General features: G+C 34.8%; 14 protein-coding genes and 1 other annotated feature. Of the genes, 5 read left to right on the plus strand and 9 right to left on the minus strand.

The genetic code is table 11. The annotated features are described in order from the left end of the window. The first annotated feature begins 53 nt into the window (after positions 1–53). The 3 genes from B5P42_RS06135 (at position 54) to B5P42_RS06145 (ending at position 3,069) form a co-directional block, all read left to right on the plus strand. Positions 54–464 carry a MarR family winged helix-turn-helix transcriptional regulator gene (locus B5P42_RS06135; protein WP_002089461.1) on the plus strand — a complete coding sequence of 137 codons (411 nt, stop codon included), beginning with the start codon at positions 54–56 and terminating at the stop codon, positions 462–464. 49 nt (positions 465–513) lie between these two features. After that, positions 514–1,212 carry a pirin family protein gene (locus B5P42_RS06140; RefSeq protein ID WP_113733840.1) on the plus strand — a complete coding sequence of 233 codons (699 nt, stop codon included), beginning with the start codon at positions 514–516 and terminating at the stop codon, positions 1,210–1,212. A 207-nt stretch (positions 1,213–1,419) separates the two neighbouring features. Next, on the plus strand, positions 1,420–3,069 hold the full coding sequence (locus tag B5P42_RS06145; RefSeq protein ID WP_142674045.1) for a M4 family metallopeptidase: 1,650 nt from the start codon (positions 1,420–1,422) through the stop codon (positions 3,067–3,069). 44 nt (positions 3,070–3,113) lie between these two features. Here the strand turns inward: B5P42_RS06145 and B5P42_RS06150 are convergent, their stop codons facing one another. The 4 genes from B5P42_RS06150 to B5P42_RS06165 form a co-directional block, all read right to left on the minus strand. Next, positions 3,114–3,431: a metal-sulfur cluster assembly factor gene (locus B5P42_RS06150; RefSeq protein WP_113733842.1), complete on the minus strand. Its 318-nt coding sequence runs from the start codon at positions 3,429–3,431 to the stop codon at positions 3,114–3,116. Positions 3,432–3,551: 120 nt separating this feature from the next. Then, positions 3,552–5,243 (minus strand): methyl-accepting chemotaxis protein, encoded by a 1,692-nt coding sequence (locus B5P42_RS06155; protein WP_113733843.1) that lies wholly within the window; start codon positions 5,241–5,243, stop codon positions 3,552–3,554. 228 nt (positions 5,244–5,471) lie between these two features. Then, positions 5,472–7,166 carry a methyl-accepting chemotaxis protein gene (locus tag B5P42_RS06160; RefSeq protein ID WP_113733844.1) on the minus strand — a complete coding sequence of 565 codons (1,695 nt, stop codon included), beginning with the start codon at positions 7,164–7,166 and terminating at the stop codon, positions 5,472–5,474. A gap of 413 nt (positions 7,167–7,579) precedes the next feature. Continuing rightward, entirely contained in the window at positions 7,580–8,398 is an 819-nt protein-coding gene (locus B5P42_RS06165) for a class I SAM-dependent methyltransferase (protein WP_113733845.1), read from the minus strand. A gap of 113 nt (positions 8,399–8,511) precedes the next feature. Beyond that, positions 8,512–8,782: a binding site (T-box leader), on the plus strand. A 50-nt stretch (positions 8,783–8,832) separates the two neighbouring features. Here B5P42_RS06165 and metG point away from each other — a divergent pair. Then, a complete protein-coding gene (metG, locus tag B5P42_RS06170; protein WP_113733846.1) occupies positions 8,833–10,467 on the plus strand; it encodes a methionine--tRNA ligase in 1,635 nt (544 codons plus the stop codon). A 195-nt stretch (positions 10,468–10,662) separates the two neighbouring features. On the opposite strand, the gene B5P42_RS06175 is transcribed toward metG, so the two are convergent. The 5 genes from B5P42_RS06175 to B5P42_RS06195 all read right to left on the minus strand — a co-directional run bounded on the left by B5P42_RS06175 (position 10,663) and on the right by B5P42_RS06195 (position 15,081). Further along, on the minus strand, positions 10,663–11,565 hold the full coding sequence (locus B5P42_RS06175; protein ID WP_113733847.1) for an EamA family transporter: 903 nt from the start codon (positions 11,563–11,565) through the stop codon (positions 10,663–10,665). A gap of 139 nt (positions 11,566–11,704) precedes the next feature. Continuing rightward, on the minus strand, positions 11,705–13,138 hold the full coding sequence (locus B5P42_RS06180; RefSeq protein ID WP_113733848.1) for a sensor histidine kinase: 1,434 nt from the start codon (positions 13,136–13,138) through the stop codon (positions 11,705–11,707). Beyond that, a complete protein-coding gene (locus B5P42_RS06185) occupies positions 13,116–13,781 on the minus strand; it encodes a response regulator transcription factor (protein ID WP_113733849.1) in 666 nt (221 codons plus the stop codon). The genes B5P42_RS06180 and B5P42_RS06185 overlap by 23 nt, the downstream gene beginning before the upstream one ends. A 364-nt stretch (positions 13,782–14,145) precedes the next feature. Then, on the minus strand, positions 14,146–14,607 hold the full coding sequence (locus tag B5P42_RS06190) for a L,D-transpeptidase (RefSeq protein WP_113733850.1): 462 nt from the start codon (positions 14,605–14,607) through the stop codon (positions 14,146–14,148). A 30-nt stretch (positions 14,608–14,637) separates the two neighbouring features. After that, on the minus strand, positions 14,638–15,081 hold the full coding sequence (locus B5P42_RS06195; RefSeq protein WP_002145010.1) for a DUF3978 family protein: 444 nt from the start codon (positions 15,079–15,081) through the stop codon (positions 14,638–14,640). Positions 15,082–15,494: 413 nt separating this feature from the next. Between B5P42_RS06195 and B5P42_RS06200 the strand changes: the two genes are divergently transcribed. Continuing rightward, positions 15,495–16,109: a DedA family protein gene (locus B5P42_RS06200; protein ID WP_012261944.1), complete on the plus strand. Its 615-nt coding sequence runs from the start codon at positions 15,495–15,497 to the stop codon at positions 16,107–16,109. The last annotated feature ends 670 nt before the right edge of the window (positions 16,110–16,779 follow it).

Genomic DNA, 16,779 nt, shown 5'->3' on the forward strand with positions numbered 1-16,779 from the left:
CCTTTAATAAGTTTAGTTCTAAACTAATAGTATCAAATGAGCGAGGTGATGGAATGAAAGCAGAGGAAAGACTTGGATTAATATTATGGTTTCGTTTATCACGCTTTTATAATAGAAGTATTCGTGAGACGAATCAGCATTTGAAAAAGTGGAATGTATCTGCCGCTCAGTTTGATGTATTAGTTCAAATTGGAGGAAACGATCGTTTAACGCAGCAAGAACTTGGAAATAAGTTGTTTGTTACGAAAGGAAATGTTACTCAACTTTTAAATAAGATGGAGCAACTAGATTGGATTCAGCGTGAACAAGAAGGTACTACGAAATATATTTCATTAACAGAAAAGGGAAAGGTTCTATATGAAGAAATAGTCCCGCCGCAAGAAACATTTCAAGCAGAGCAATTTGATAAGTTAAATAGAGAAGAACAAAAACAATTATTAGAATTACTGAAGAAGTTGCAGTGATAAAATTAAAAAAAAAATCTCGATTTCGAGATAATATGAGGTGAAGGATATGTTTAGAAAAGTTGATCATAAAAATATGGGAAGAGCAAATCACGGTTGGTTAAATACACATTTTCATTTTTCCTTTGCAAATTATTATAATCCAAACAACATGAATTTTGGAGCAGTACGAGTTATGAATGATGATTTAATAGCGCCACAAACTGGTTTTGATATGCATCCGCACCGTGATATGGAGATTATCTCTTACGTTATAGATGGTGAATTAACACATGAAGATAGTATGGGGAATCGCGGGACAATTGAGCGTGGGCATGTTCAATATATGAGTGCAGGTACTGGTGTATTTCACAGTGAGCATAACTTAGGAAGTGAAACATTACGTTTATTGCAAATTTGGATTTTACCAGACCGCGACGGTCATAAACCAAACTATGGTGAGTTTAAATTTGATTGGAGTAAACGTGAAAATGAGTGGTTCCATATGGTATCTCCTTCTGATGGAGATGCACCAATTCATATTCACCAAGATGCAAATTTATATTCTTTATCATTAGAAGCTGGTAAAGAAATTCATTTTCCTGTTAAAGAAGGACGTCAATTGTACCTTGTACAAATTGAAGGTAGCAGCGTTGTAAACGGTGAAACACTTGTAATGCGTGATGCAGCGGAGGCTGTAGAAGAATATATTCGCATTCAAGCGAAAGAGAAGTCTCACTATTTAGCGATTGAAATGAAAATGGAATAAAGTGAAACTTTAACCCATGGCGGTTTTAAGTATGTAAATAGCGAGATGAAAAGTTATAGGGAAGAGGATATCGAAAACGATATCCTTTTTTGTGTGAGTTAAATTAACAGAAAAAACTTTCTCAATTTTTGAGAGCAGGTATTAGAAAGATTATTCAGAATATTTATAAAGGTGTTAAAAACTTTTAGGGAAATGGGGAGTGTTAGATTGAAAAAGCAAGTAATTTCATCAGCATTAGCATTAACTGTTATCGCAAGTGGGTTTGGGGCATTTGGAGCAACTACGACGAAAGCAGAAGAGCAAAAAATCCAGTATCACCAAGAGTTTAAAACGCCAGCTTACATAGGTGAAGAATGGAAAGCGCCGGAAGGACTAGATAAAAAAGAGACGGTCTTTCAATATTTAGAGAGTAAAAAGGATATGTTTAAACTAGCGGGAAATATTGACAAACATTTCAATATCGTTGGTGAAGAAAAAGATGCTGATTCTGGTACAACACATGTGAAGTTAGTTGAGAAGCATAATAACATTCCTGTGTATGGTTCAGATCAAACAGTTACGCTTGATAAAGAGAATAATGTAAAAGCATTTTTCGGACAAGTTATTCCGAATTTAGATAATAAAAATATTCCTGCATCTGCAAGTATTAGTGCGGAACAAGCAGAAACGATTGCAAAAGCTAATATTGAGAAAGAAATTGGTAAAGTAAAGAATTATGATGGTGTGAAAAAAGATTTATATGTGTATGAAAAAGATGGTCAATACTATCTTGCATATCTTGTAAAAGCGTCGGTTTCGAAACCAGCTCCAGGATATTGGCATTACTTTGTTGATGCAACAAATGGAAATGTTATTGAGAAATATAATGCTGTAGATAACATTACTGGATTTGGTTACGGAGTATTAGGTGCTAGACAATCATTTGAAATTGCTCAAGATACGAAAACAGGAGCGTTCAACTTATTTGATGGTACACGAGGACAAGGTGTCCATACATTTGATGCAGAGAATATGGATGAAAACTGGTTTAATTTATTCTCACAAATTCTTGGATATACAGGAGAAGAAGTTGTAAGTAAATCTAAGTTCTTCGAAGATAAAGCGGCAGTTGATGCGCATGTGAATGCAGGAAAAGTATATGATTATTATAAAAAGACATTTAACCGTAACTCTTTCGATGATAAAGGTGCGAGACTTATTTCTACTGTTCACGTAGGTGAATCTTGGAATAACGCAGCTTGGAACGGTGTTCAGATGATGTATGGTGATGGCGATGGCAAGACATTCATTCCATTATCTGCTGGACTAGATGTTATCGGTCACGAATTAACGCATGCTGTAACTGAACATACAGCAAACCTTGTTTATAAAGATGAGTCAGGTGCGTTAAATGAATCGTTATCTGATATCATGGGTGTCATGGTTGAGAAGAAGAGCTGGGATTTAGGTGCTGATATTTATACACCTGGTAAACCTGGTGATGCACTTCGTTCTCTGAAAGATCCAGCATCTATTCCAAACCCATTAAAACCAGGTGAAGGTTACCCAGATCACTACAATAAACGTTATACTGGAAAAGCTGATAATGGCGGCGTTCATATTAACAGTAGTATTAACAATAAGGCAGCGTATTTAGTGTCTGAGGGCGGCACACATTACGGTTTGAAAGTAACTGGAGTAGGCCGTGAAGCGACAGAAAAAATTTACTATCGTGCTCTTACGAAATATTTAACTGCAAACTCTGACTTTAAAATGATGCGTCAAGCAGCACTTCAATCAGCGGAAGACTTATACGGTAAAAACTCTAAAGCTGTACAAGCTGTAACGAAAGCTTATGATGCAGTAGGAGTAAAATAATAAGAGAAAAAAGACCTGACTGGATTGTCAGGTCTTTTCCTTATTTAATCACGAATACCTAATGCAATCTTTGCCATACGTGACATATGTTCTTTTGTCCACGGTGGGTTCCATACAACGTTTACTTCTATTTCATTTACTTCAGGTACGTTCGTTGATAATACTTTTTTAACGTCTGATACGATTTGGCCAGCCATTGGACAACCGATAGAAGTCATCGTCATTGTAATGACAGCATTATTATTTTCATCCGCTGTAACGTCATAAACTAATCCGAGATTGATAATATCAACACCTAATTCAGGGTCAATAACAGCTTCTAAGTTGGCATATAACTTTTCTTCAAATGCTTGTTGTGACATGTGTAGCACCCCCTAAATATTAATGATATCGGTTCTCATTATAACGGATATGCGGGATAAGTGCAGGAAATGAGCTCAAAAAAATATTCCTCCCTGAGAGAGGAATATTTTTTTGAAAAGCTATTCAGTTTTAAAATGAGATACAAGCTGATCTAATTCTTCAACTGTTTGTTTCATTTGTTTTGCAGTGAGAGTCATTTCATTCATCACGATGACTTTCTGTTCAGCAGATTGTGCCGTTGCGGCTGTTTCACTAGATACTTCATTTGAAATAGAAGCGATGTTATTAAGTGAAGCGTTCATTTCTTCAGCGCTTGCAGCCATTTCTTCAGCAGTTGCTGATATGTCTTGCATTTGAGTTGATACTTTATTTACTTGTTCAACAATTGTTGTGAAAGAAGTACCAGCCTCACGAACGACAGTAATGCCTTCAAATGCTTCAGAACGACCTTTAGACATCATAGAACTAGCTGTTTCTGTATCATTTTGAATTTGATGTAGTAATTGGTTAATATCTTTTGCAGCAGTTTTAGATTGTTCCGCAAGTTTACGAACTTCATCAGCTACGACAGCAAATCCTTTTCCTTGCTCACCAGCACGAGCTGCTTCAATAGAAGCGTTTAAAGCAAGTAAGTTTGTTTGCTCAGCGATATTAGAAATAGATTGTACAGCCGTATCAATATATTTCGTGTGAGTGATTAGACGTTCGACCACTTCTGATGTAGCATTTACAGCTTCATGTATCGTTGTCATTTGTGAAACAGATTTTTGGATAACAGTACTTCCGTCGTTAGCATGTTCAGATGTAGCTACAGCAAGTTCGGCTACAGATGAAGCAGATTCAGCGATACGCTGAACACTTATTGCCATATCATCCATCGCAGTCGAGCTTTCTTCCATACTAGAAGTTTGCGATTGAATACTTGAATTTAAGTTGGACATCGAGCTTTGAACTCTTATTGTTGCCTCGCGTGATGTATTAGTCTTTTCTAGCATATTTTCAGAAGCTGTTTGTACTTCTACAGATGTTTTTTGAACACGATTAATGATATGCTGCAAGTTTTCTAACATTTTATTAAATGATGTGGCAATAGCACCGATTTCATCATTGCTATTTACTTGTAGACGGGCTGTTAAGTCGCCTTCTTGAGAGGCTAATTCTTTTAGTTTAGTATCAATTTGTTGAATTGGTTTTACAAGCTTACCAGAGAACCACCATGCAAGAATAATTGCAGTTACAATACAAATAACAAGTGATAAGAAGACAACATATTCAATTCGTAGTGAAGATTGATCGATTTTTTCAATAGATTGTTCACGTAATTTAGCTTGTTCATTACTGTAATTTGTGAAATCACCGATTACTTTATAAACAGTGCCATTCTCTGTAGAAGCTACTTGTAAAGCTTCTTCCCATTTTTGTTCTTTTGCAAGAGTGAATACTTTCTCTTCAATGAACTTTCTCCAAGTGGATCCTAATTCCATTGTGCTTTTCACGGACTGAGAAGTGTTAGGGTTAGAAAGAAGTTGCCCTTTTGTATCTTCAAGACGTTTACTCATCTCATTAAACTTGTCTAATTCGACTTGATCATGTTGTAGTAAATAACCTCTTAAAGCAGAAAGTTGTACTTGATAAGCGTCTCCGCGCTCTTTCAATTCTGTTGCAAGAGGAGAAATTTCTTTTTGTAATGTTTCAGCTTTATGAGACTGATCCATGGTAAAGAATAAAATAAAAGCTAAGGCGATGCCGAATAAAGCGCAAATCATTCCCATCATGAACATTAGTTTTTTTCGAATGCTAATAAAATTCATATGATAAAAATCCTCCTTGTAAAATCTTAGTATTAGAATTAATTAATTAATGTAAAAAATTGAAAGAAAGCTTTACTCCATCTGGAATAAAGCTTTCTTCTTTCCTTTAGGAATTATAGCAGACAGAATGGGAGATAGAAAGAGATATTTTAGCGTGAAAAAAGAGAGACTCTAAATCGCTCTTTCTAACAATTTAGAGTTCGTAGAAGTATAAATGAAATTTTCATTTTAACCATTTGTTTTGAAATGAGAAACGAGCACTTCAAGTTCTCGCACAATTGTTTTCATTTCTGATGATTTTTTAGCAACGACACTCATTTTGTTTACTTGGTCACCAGCTGAAGTTGCTGTTTTCGATGTTTCGGCAGCAAATTCATTTGAAATAGAAGCGATATTATTTAAAGCTGCATTCATTTCTTCAGAACTTGCGGCCATTTCTTCAGCAGTTGCAGACATTTCTTGCATCTGTGTAGAGACTTTATTAATGTGGTTAACAATTGCTGAGAATGAAGATCCAGCGGTACGAATGACTGTAATTCCTTCAGAAGCTTCTGACTGACCTTGTGTCATCATGTCATTTGCTATTTTTGTGTCCGCTTGAATTTGATGAAGTAAATGGTTAATGTCATTTGCTGCTAGCTGAGATTGTTCAGCAAGTTTTCGTACTTCATCGGCAACAACAGCGAATCCTTTTCCATGTTCACCAGCGCGGGCGGCTTCAATAGAAGCGTTTAAAGCAAGTAGATTCGTTTGTTCTGCAACGTTAGAAATGGATTGAAGAGCAGTATCAATATGATTCGTATGTGTAATGAGTCGCTCTACCACTTTTGATGTAGCGTTAACAGCGTCATTGATTGTATTCATCTGTGTAATAGATTTTTCAATTACTTTACTACCATCATCTGCTTTTTCAGAAGTTGTAACAGCTAGGCTAGCGGCAGAAGAGGCAGCTTGTGCAATGCGCTGAACACTCGTTGCCATATCATCCATTGCGGTTGAACTTTCTTCAATGCTAGAAACTTGTGAACGAATATTGTGCTCAAGAGCATTCATAGTCTCTTTAGTTTTTGCGGTATTTTCCATAGAAGCAGTTGTTTCGATAAACACATTTTCAGAAGCTTCTTTTACACTTGTTGATGTTTGTTGAACTTGCTTTATTATACGCTGTAAGTTAGCAAGCATTTGATTAAAGGAATTTGCGATGTCACCAATTTCATCTTTACTCGTTACGTGTAATCTAGCGGTTAAATCGCCATCTTGAGAAGCTAATTCTTTTAACTTCGCATCAATTTGTCGAATCGGTTTAACGAGTTTACCAGAGAACCACCATGCCAATAGAATAGACGTTAATGTACATGTAATGAGTGAGAAGAAAATAATATATTGAATAAGGGATGAAGAAGACTCTACGTCAGCAATTAATACGTCCCGTTTGTCATTTTCTTCATTTGCATATTTAGTAAAACGACTTAAAAGATCATTTACATAATCTGTTTGAGCAAGAGCAATTTTGGATGCTTCATCCCATTTTCCTTCCCGTGCAAGAGGGAGGACTTCATTATCTACGACGCTGCGCCATTTTGCTCCCATTAAAATGGCCTCTTTCATTCCTTCAGGGAGTTTTTTATCACTTGTTACTTTTTCTCTTGTATCAGCTAATTTCTTTCCTTCCCGGTTGAATTTATCTAATCCTTTTTGATCGTGCGATAGTAAATATTCTTGTAAGCCAGCAACTTGCGCCTGGAACCAATCACCGCGTTCTTTTAAAATGGTTGCTCTTTTTGATACATCATTTTTTAATGTTTCGATTTCACTTGCTTGGCTCATGGCGAACGAAAGAATAACAATAAGAGCAATGCTAAATAAAGAAGAAATGCTTAAGAGTGTGAACAGAAGTTTTTTTCGAATACTAATATATTTCATCGTTACCCCTACCTTTTTTGAAACTATTTATTATGATTTATAAATACAAGAAACGGAATTAATAAAAACATTATTATGAAGTTATTAATCTGTTCAGTGAAAATTATAGCAGATAATGGAAGGAGGCAAATTGATATGAATAAATGTTCTTAAAATGTATACATTTGTATATCAAAAAATTCATAAATAAAAATCAGAAATGGTATTGTAATTTGAAATAACATCCTGTATACTTCTAATTAGTTGATAACGATTATCACTATCAACTGAACGTTACTCTTCGTTATGTTGGTCATACCCCTTTTTGACGACGTAAGTCAGAGACGAATGTTGAAATATCTTGTGTCCTATTCTACAGAATTATGGTAATCTCCAACCTCAACTTATATGCGTAAGCATGCAAAAAAAGGATCCTATCCGTGAAGGGATCCTTTTTTGCATGTTGTCGCAATTAATGTATATAGACCAGGTATACGCTCTTCAATTCCCTCTGGTGCAGTAGAAGGGAAAACCCACTTTTGATGAGATCCGTGTTCTTCAATCAATTTTTCAACCTTGAAATTTGTTTCTGCCATTGATGTAATTATTTCTCCTAGTGTCCAGCGCCTAATTTTTGTTCTCGGTAAAGCGTATTTCTGTGATCCCGTAAGGAGAGTACTATAAGCTACGTCATCTTCAATAAGTTCCTCGTCGAAATAATTTCCATTTGCTCGAAATGATGGATGATCTACTCCTAATAATTTTGTATAAACGGGATGATAGTCACGTAGTATAAATGTCCCATCTTGTTTTAGTAAGTGAGAGATTATATGAAAGAGTGGCTTTAAGTCTAAAAAGTAATGGAGCACGCCAAGTTCCAGTAACACGATATCAAATGATTGGGATAGATTTAAATCTAGTACATCGGAAATGATATATTGAATAGAGACACCAGCAGCTTCGGCTAGTTCGGTTGCGTATTTTTCATTACTTGCTGAAATGTCTACAACTGTTACATCGGCTCCTAAAAGAGCAAGAGCAACTGCTTTATTTCCTTTTGATCCGAGTAAATTAATAATACGCTTTCCTTTTGGAGATTGTATGTAGGGTAAATAATGAGTGACCTCGCGCACGGGATCTTCCATGAGCTTTTTCGCATAATCCTCTGGTGCCCCGTGGCGATTTGTCCAAGCTTCATAAGCAGCTGCGTTCCAGCTTTTTTCATTAATAGTACTTAGTTGTTTTTGATTCAATTTTATCACTCCTTTTGTGAACGTATAGTTATTCGGTGAATGAGTAGGATTTCCTGTTTTTTTGAATAAAAGTTTGATTTTTCTGTTGTTAAGTCGTAAAATACGTTTTATACATAAAAGCGTTGAAAAGGAAAAGTAGAATGGAACCATTCTTTCCAGAGAGCTTCGGTAGCTGAGAAGAAGCAAGAATATTCATTTGAACAATGGCCTTTGAGCTTCGTCCTGAACTTATCAAATGATAATAGTAGGCGGCGACGAGAGTTGGTACTCGTTATCAAAACCACAGTATAAGAGCATATAGCTCCGTACTTGTTAAGGTTAGTTATGCGAATGACTGACGAAATAAGGTGGTACCGCGACTGTTTATAAAGCCCCGCCCTTATCTTTTTTAAGATAAGGGCGGGGCTTTTTATATTTTAAAGGAGGAATATAAGATGAGTATTTTTATTGGAGGCGCTTGGCCGTATGCAAATGGTTCGTTACACCTTGGACACATTGCTAGTTTGTTACCAGGAGATATTTTAGCACGTTATTACCGGGCAAAAGGTGAGAATGTGTTGTATGTTTCGGGAAGTGATTGTAATGGAACACCGATTACAATTAGAGCAAAACAAGAAGGTGTGACGGTGAAAGAAATTGCTGATAAGTATCATGAAGAGTTTGAGCGATGTTTTCGTAGCCTTGGTTTTACTTATGATTGCTATACACGTACAGATAGCGAGCATCATCATGAAACTGTTCAAAAAGTCTTTTTGCGACTATTAGAAGAAGGTTATATTTATAAAAAAGTAGTTGAACAAGCTTATTGCGAAACGTGTACACAATTTTTACCGGATCGATATGTAGAAGGTATTTGTCCGCATTGTCATGAAGCAGCAAGGGGCGATCAATGCGATGCTTGTTCCGCTATTTTAGATCCACTCGATTTGTTAGAAAAGAAATGTAAGTTATGTGGTAGTACGCCATCAGTACAGGAAACAGAGCATTTCTATTTTGCATTGCATAAATTTCAGCAGCAAATTAAAGAGGTCGTAGAAATTGCAAAGCAGAAAGGAACATGGCGCGACAATGCAATTCAATTAACAGAGAGATATTTAAAGGAAGGATTACAAGATAGGGCAGTGTCACGTGATTTACCAATTGGGGTACCAATTCCGGTGGCAGGATATGAAGATAAGAAAATTTACGTATGGATTGAAGCAGTGACAGGATATTATTCGGCGAGTAAAAATTGGACTGAAGAAACAGGGAAAGATGATCAAGAGTTTTGGGATAAAGAAGCGAAAACATATTATGTGCACGGAAAGGATAATATTCCGTTTCATTCAATCATTTGGCCAGCGGTATTACTTGGAATAGGAGAAGAAGCGATCCCGCGTCATATCGTTTCGAATGAGTATTTAACAGTGGAAAAAAGAAAATTATCTACAAGTAAAAACTGGGCAGTATGGGTGCCTGACATATTAGAACGCTACAATCCAGATTCTATTCGTTACTTTTTAACAGTTAACGCACCAGAAAATCGTGATACTGATTTTTCATGGCGTGAATTCATTTACAGTCATAATAGTGAATTGTTAGGTGCATACGGGAACTTTGTGAACCGGACATTAAAGTTTATTGAAAAATATTATGGTGGTACTGTACCGAAGGGAAGTATTGATGTAGAGCTGAAAGATAAAGTAGAAGGATTATATAAAAGTGTAGGAGAAGCAATTGAACAAACTAAATTTAAGGTGGCATTAGAAACAATATTTGATGCAGTACGCTTTGCAAATAAATACTTTGATGAAAAGCAGCCTTGGAAACAAAGAGAAGACGACCCAGTTTCATGTGAAGAAACGATTTGTAACTGTGTTTATCTTATCGCTAATTTTGCACACTTGCTTGAACCATTTTTACCGTTTTCTAGTGAAAGAGTTAGAAATACATTATCAATTGTTAAACCAAGTTGGGAATCTCAAAACACGTTACCAAAACGAATTGATAATGTGCAGCCATTATTTGAACGAATCGATGTAAAACAAATTGAACATGAGGTAGAGAAGTTATATGGAGCGGTAAAGTGAAATATAAGGAAAAGACCTTTCAAATAAATGAAAGGTCTTTAGTTATGCAGTAGGACTCTCTTTTTTATCTTTTAAAAAGAAAAGTACAGTAAGGATTACGAGAATAATAGCTGCAATATCATATGTTATTTTGAATGTAGTATTAAAGTTTAACATATCGTAACTTTATTCACATTTATATACAAGTTGATGTTTTCACGCACTATGCACACGATTATGTTTTTTTTCTTTCCTAGCAGTAAGTAGTTGCGGTGTAAAAATACCGAGTAATATAACTACAATCCCAATCCACTGCATAGGTGATACAACTTCATGAACAAGTGTAATAGAAGCGATAATTGCTGTTGGTAATTCAGCTGCACCTAATATTGTACCAAGTCCCGTTCCGACTTTTGGTACCCCAATTGAAAAACAAATGACAGGTATAATAACCCCGAACAGTCCAAGGAAGAAAGCATATTTCCATAGGCCTGCTTGTAAAGCGCCGTCCGTTAAAAAGGTAGGCGGGAAAAATAAGCATACAATAAGAGTAGCACTCGTTGTCATAAGAAAGCTTTTCGTATAAGGCGGAACATCTGTAGCAACGCGCCCGCTTACAAATACATAGAATGAGAAAGAGACGGCAGCTAATAGTCCGAAAATAATACCTTTCGTAGAAAAGTTTTGTCCAAGACCTTCAAATACTCCACCAGCAAACAATGTACCAGTAAATAAAATAATAATAGATATAACTTTCTCACGGCTTGGGAATGTTCGATTCGCAATCGCTTCGATGACTACACCAATCCAAGTGAACTGAAAGAGTAAAACGACAGCGATAGAGGCTGGCAGTTCTTCTACAGAAATAGCATAGAAAATACCTGTCATACTCATTGTTGTACCGACTATTAGTAACGAAAAGAATTGTCTTTTTGATACTTTATGGCGTGAAAAGAAAAGAACGAGTAAAAGTAGTCCAATCCATCCGAAGACATATTGTCCTCCTAGTAGTTGGTGTGCTGAAAATCCGTCGATGAATCCGAGTTTAAAAATAGTTGAAAGTACGCCGTAGCTACAAGCGCCGAATAAAACTAGTAATGAATACTTAAATTTCTCCATGTGAAAACCTCCTTATATAAATAAAAAACGCCCGTTATCCTAATAAGGACAACGGGCGAACGAAACAGAGTAAGAGACTCTACAAAATTCCGCCACTCATACGAAGTATGAGTTTGGGGTATGAAATTATAGTAGTAGTTTACATTGCTTTTGGGAATACAATGGAGCATTTTACACCTTGAGGTGTGTTTTGTATCCCATAAGGGAACTGATGTTTATCTAATATTTGTTTTACAATATATAACCCAAGACCACTACCTTGTACTAAGCCATGTTTGCCAGGATTTGCGCGATAGAATGGCTCAAATAAATGGGCAAGTTTATCCTCATCGATTTGTGAACCTGTATTTAATACTTCTAATGCGTAACCGTTTGGCTTTTCATAAAGCTTTATATATACATGCTGATGATCAATTGTATAATGAATTGCATTTGAAATAATGTTAAAAATAGCAGTTTGAATAAATTTAGGATCAGCTAAAATTTGTACATCTTGTTTAATGTTAGATTGAACATTTAATTGTTTTACAGATACAAAATAATCCACTTTTTTCATAACATCCTCAATAATAGTAGTTAATGAAATAACTTCTAAATTCGGTTTAAATTGAGGGTTTTGTATTTTGGATAATTCTGACATCTTTTCCGTTAATATGTTAATATCTTGCATCATCTCATATGAACGTTTTAAATATTTATCTCTATCTTTATAAGCGCCAATTCCGTGAATCATGCCATCGAGTTGTCCCATAACGGCTGCGATTGGTGTTTTTAATTCATGGGATACCATAGACATAAATTCTTTGCGAGATTGTTCTAATTGTTGTTCCTTCTTGAGCTCATTTCTTAAATCTTGATTGCTTTCATGTAAATTTTTCACAATAGTAGGTACTTGTGAGGCAGCTACTTGCAAATTAAAATCTGTTTGATCTGTATTTTTGTTAAGTAGCTTTTTATCTGAGAAATCAAGATTCATAATATCTTTTAAAGCATCGCTCATATATCGGAAAGGTTTGGCGATTATTTTTGCGTAGATTAAAGATCCAAGCAGAGATAATGCAAGCATTGTCGCCCCAATATGTGGAGCTAACTGTTGCAGTGCATCTGCTAATCTTGGATTATCATTTGTTTTATGTGCTGCATTTTGTTTATGTAAGGCATCATTGTTAGCGATTTGCTTTTCCGCTTCTGTAAGTGGAGCAGCTGTACTATTTTTCCCCGCAATATTTTGTGCATGTTCTTTTGTTTTTGCAGTTTGGCTAGGCTGCAACAGGTGATTGATGGCTGTAGAGAGTGTTTTATAATCTATAATAGAAGATTGAAAATTAAAAATATTACTCTCTGGCACAGCTTTATTTTGATTCGTTTTACTTTGGTCGTTTTGTTTGTTTGAATCCGCATGTTCTGTAGTCTGCGCGCCATTTTCTTTTGCAAAACGTTCTTTATCGTAGTTTGAAGCTAGAAAATAAATAACTTGATAAAGACAAAGTGATAAAAGAATACAAAATAATAGGGTTTTGATGAAAATATTTTTGGTGATGTTGTCTTTACTACGATTCGATTTTGTAGCCAATGCCTTTCACCGTTTTGATATAAGGAATTCCTAATTTTTTTCGTAAGTTTTTAATATGTGTATCTATAACTCTTACATCACCATAATGTTCATAGCCCCATACCTTATTCAACAAATCACTTCTTGATAATACTTTCCCCCGATTTTGCAGTAAAGTATATATAATTTCAAATTCTTTTGTTGTCAATTCAATTTGATTACCATGAACATAAGCGGCATATGCTGTAGAATTTAACATCAACTCATGGAATTGTAGTATAGTCGCAGTTTCTGCTTCCTTCGTTGCTGCCCTTCTTAATACAGCTTCTACACGTTTAATAAATACCGTATAATGGAACGGTTTCGTAATATAGTCATCAATACCTAATTCAAATCCTTTAATTTCACTTTCTTCATTATGTAAGCCTGTTAACATAATGATTGGTACATCAGATTGTCCTCGCATAATTTTACAAATACTATAGCCATTTATATCTGGTAACATCACATCAAGGAGGACAAGATCGTATGAATTTTTTTGGAAAAGAAGTATACCTTCTGTGCCAGCGCCAACGACATCAACGTTAAAGTTTTGTGCCATTAGAAATTCACGAATAAGTTCTTGTATATCTGGGTTGTCTTCAATCACCAGTATATGCGTCATAGTAACACCTCCTAAATAACGCTTTTTACTGCAATATTCGAATTCATCATTTTTCGGATGACTCAAATTGTTTATACATATAATAAGCCCCCGCTATAAAATAATCATGAAAGCAGCAAGGGGAATTGTTTAGAGAAACTGAATATTTCAGAATTACAGTAGTTCTATTATAGTATGTATTGTAAAATTTATAAAATATTATAACTGTATAATTTTAATATCCATGTTTATCAATGTTTTGATGTTATTTGACACAATCTATTCTCATTATATATGTAAATACAGTTGTTTTGCTACTGTAATTGAATAAATAAAATAAGCCAAGATATAAAATTCTTGGCTACACGTAAATCGTGTTCTTAGGTTATTTTACAGTGACAGTAGCTTGCTGCTGAATACGCTCAAATAACCAGTGTATATCATTGTTATACATACGAATACAACCGAGTGTTGTCGCTTTTCCGATTGCTTGATTATTGTTAGTTCCATGAATAGCATAAGTTGTTCCGTAAGTTCCTGCCATATTTAATCCGAGCCAACGGTCACCAAGTGGATTACGTGGGTCGCCGCCTTTAATTTTGCCTGTATAGTAAGGACGGTTTTTAATTTTATTTACGATTTGAAAAGTACCTTTAGGTGTAGGTGTTGCTACTTTTCCAGTAGCGACAGTGAAACTTTTTATGAATTTTCCATCTTGATAATAATCCATTTTATTTATCTGCGTGTTTACGATAAGCTGATCTTTCGTTGTAGCTGCCTCTGCAGTAGTGAATGGAAGAGTTAAAAATCCTAATGATAATAGTGCACTTAATAATAGTTTTTTCATTATGTTCTCCTTTTACTTGTTGTAATAGTCTTACATACAATGAATTTGTAATCCTCGTAATGCTTGATTTATATTTTCATCTAATGTTTCAAAGAAGGTAGTAATCTTTGTATTGTGTTTGTTGTTTTTATCAATAAGTAATCTTTCATTTAATAAAAGCTCACCATGTAGTCCAAAACTTTGAACTTGAATCTTTAGTTCATCTTCAGTTTCAGAAATAATAGGTAAGAAATAGTGAAAAGCTTTCGTTGGAATGATGTAGCTTTTGCCAATCATGCTTTCTTGATTTGAATTGATCCATTTTCTCGTGACGATCTTAATGTTCTTTTTTGAAACGATAAAAGATAGTGTTGTAGATTTTGTTAAACTTACGTCAAATTCATTTGTTTCACATATGTGTAAATTAAAAACGTTTTCATTTTGATGAGATTCAACATTTGTATTAATAAAATCGTGCATTTTATAAGCTTCCATTCGTATTCACCCTTTTTTCAATTTCGAAAAACGAATTATATTTATTCAGTTTAATGCTTAGTCATATATTAGTTAAATTTTTCAACAAATTCCGATATAATCTTACAATACGTATATGAAGCTAATATGAAGTTAGTATGAGTTTGTTATGGTTTTTTATAGAGAACAAAATAAGGTGATTTCCAAGTGTTAAAAACTGGATAAAAAATGTATATTAATGGCTATATTCCGTACGGTATATAGTTGTTAGCTCATTTTAAAATGATAATGGGTATAAGCAAATAAAGAACAGAAAACTTTAGTGTGAGCCTTACAAAAATGTAATGAAAATGTAAGCTATTGTGATAGTTATTTCGACAATTTTTTTATACAATAATAGTAAGAAGTTGTACGTGATTGAAAGGAGAGATGACATGGAATGGGTTCATGAATTATTTCAGCAGTACGGGTACTATGTTGTACTTGTTGGTTTGCTGTTAGAATATATTGCACTTCCGTTTCCGGGAGAGCCAACATTAGCATATGCGGGGTTTTTAGCACAGAAGGGTGATCTAAGTTTACCTATTTTAATTATCCTATCCTTTATTGGGACAAGTGTAGGAATGACAATTCAATACTTTTTAGGGAATAAGCTTGGTATGCCTTTTGTTCAAAAATACGGGAAGTACGTATTTTTAACACAAAGAAAAATTGATTTAACGAGAATGTGGTTCGATAAATACGGATATTTCCTTATCTTTATTGGCTTCTTCATTCCTGGTGTACGTCATTTTACAGGATACTTTGCAGGTATAATTAACTTACCGTTTCGCCGCTTTGCGATTACAATTTATTCAGGTGCTTTATTCTGGGTATCGTTCTTCTTAATTGGCGGCTACTGGTTAGGTGGTAACTTACATGATATTTTCGGATTATTGGAAGATAATATCGGCAAAATCATTTTCGGAGCCATTGTCATTGTAGCAATTACGTTAAGCATTCGTTTCCGCAAGCAACTAAAACGAGTATTTTTACAAAACGCAAGTTAATATGGAATCCATTCTATGTCAAATTTTAGGGAGGCAGTGCAAAAGCACTGCCTTTTTTATTTTATTTTCCAGTTTGCTTTTATCTTGCCCTCGATACCGTAACCGGTCACCACTATATAATATGTTCCCGTTCTATTAGGTGAAAGTTCGTACGTATCGTTGCTTAGTATGGACATAGGTTCATATTTATTAAATTCACTAGAAAAATAAGTGCTATAACCTTGGTAGGCGCTATTTTCAGTAATAAGGAAGTTTACGTTAACCTCAATTGTTTCTCCCTTTTTTACATGAATGGGTATTTTATGTGCACCGTTAAAATACGAAAAATTCGCCTCAAACGTGTTTTTTGTACTGTGCTCAACCCATTGCTCTTTTTTTGTAAAATCAATAGAACATATTGCAATGAATAAAATAGGAATGATAATAGCGGTCGTATATCGAAACGACTTTGATGTAGTTGCTATACATGTACATAAATAAAAGAAAAGTGAACAGATTGCCCCTACAGATCCTATTATGAAAGTTATGATAACGTCTCCCCCATTGTATATATGCAAAGGAAGAAAGAATAAGTAACCACATAGAATATAAAGCAAAATTTTTCTTGGGGTGCTAGTATGTTTTGAATTTAATTTGTCAATTACAAACGAGCACAAAATCGCGTAGAAGA

This window comes from Bacillus sp. SRB_331, assembly GCF_003264175.1.
Classification (GTDB): Bacteria; Bacillota; Bacilli; order Bacillales; family Bacillaceae_G; genus Bacillus_A; species Bacillus_A mycoides.

Excerpts from the sequence above, each read along its gene's own strand:
- B5P42_RS06135 (WP_002089461.1), top strand. The coding sequence starts at position 54 with ATGAAAGCAGAGGAAAGACTTGGATTAATATTATGGTTTCGTTTATCA.
- B5P42_RS06140 (WP_113733840.1), top strand. The coding sequence starts at position 514 with ATGTTTAGAAAAGTTGATCATAAAAATATGGGAAGAGCAAATCACGGT.
- B5P42_RS06150 (WP_113733842.1), bottom strand. The coding sequence starts at position 3,431 with ATGTCACAACAAGCATTTGAAGAAAAGTTATATGCCAACTTAGAAGCT.
- B5P42_RS06155 (WP_113733843.1), bottom strand. The coding sequence starts at position 5,243 with ATGAATTTTATTAGCATTCGAAAAAAACTAATGTTCATGATGGGAATG.
- B5P42_RS06160 (WP_113733844.1), bottom strand. The coding sequence starts at position 7,166 with ATGAAATATATTAGTATTCGAAAAAAACTTCTGTTCACACTCTTAAGC.
- metG (WP_113733846.1), top strand. The coding sequence starts at position 8,833 with ATGAGTATTTTTATTGGAGGCGCTTGGCCGTATGCAAATGGTTCGTTA.
- B5P42_RS06175 (WP_113733847.1), bottom strand. The coding sequence starts at position 11,565 with ATGGAGAAATTTAAGTATTCATTACTAGTTTTATTCGGCGCTTGTAGC.
- B5P42_RS06185 (WP_113733849.1), bottom strand. The coding sequence starts at position 13,781 with ATGACGCATATACTGGTGATTGAAGACAACCCAGATATACAAGAACTT.
- B5P42_RS06190 (WP_113733850.1), bottom strand. The coding sequence starts at position 14,607 with ATGAAAAAACTATTATTAAGTGCACTATTATCATTAGGATTTTTAACT.
- B5P42_RS06195 (WP_002145010.1), bottom strand. The coding sequence starts at position 15,081 with ATGGAAGCTTATAAAATGCACGATTTTATTAATACAAATGTTGAATCT.
- B5P42_RS06200 (WP_012261944.1), top strand. The coding sequence starts at position 15,495 with ATGGAATGGGTTCATGAATTATTTCAGCAGTACGGGTACTATGTTGTA.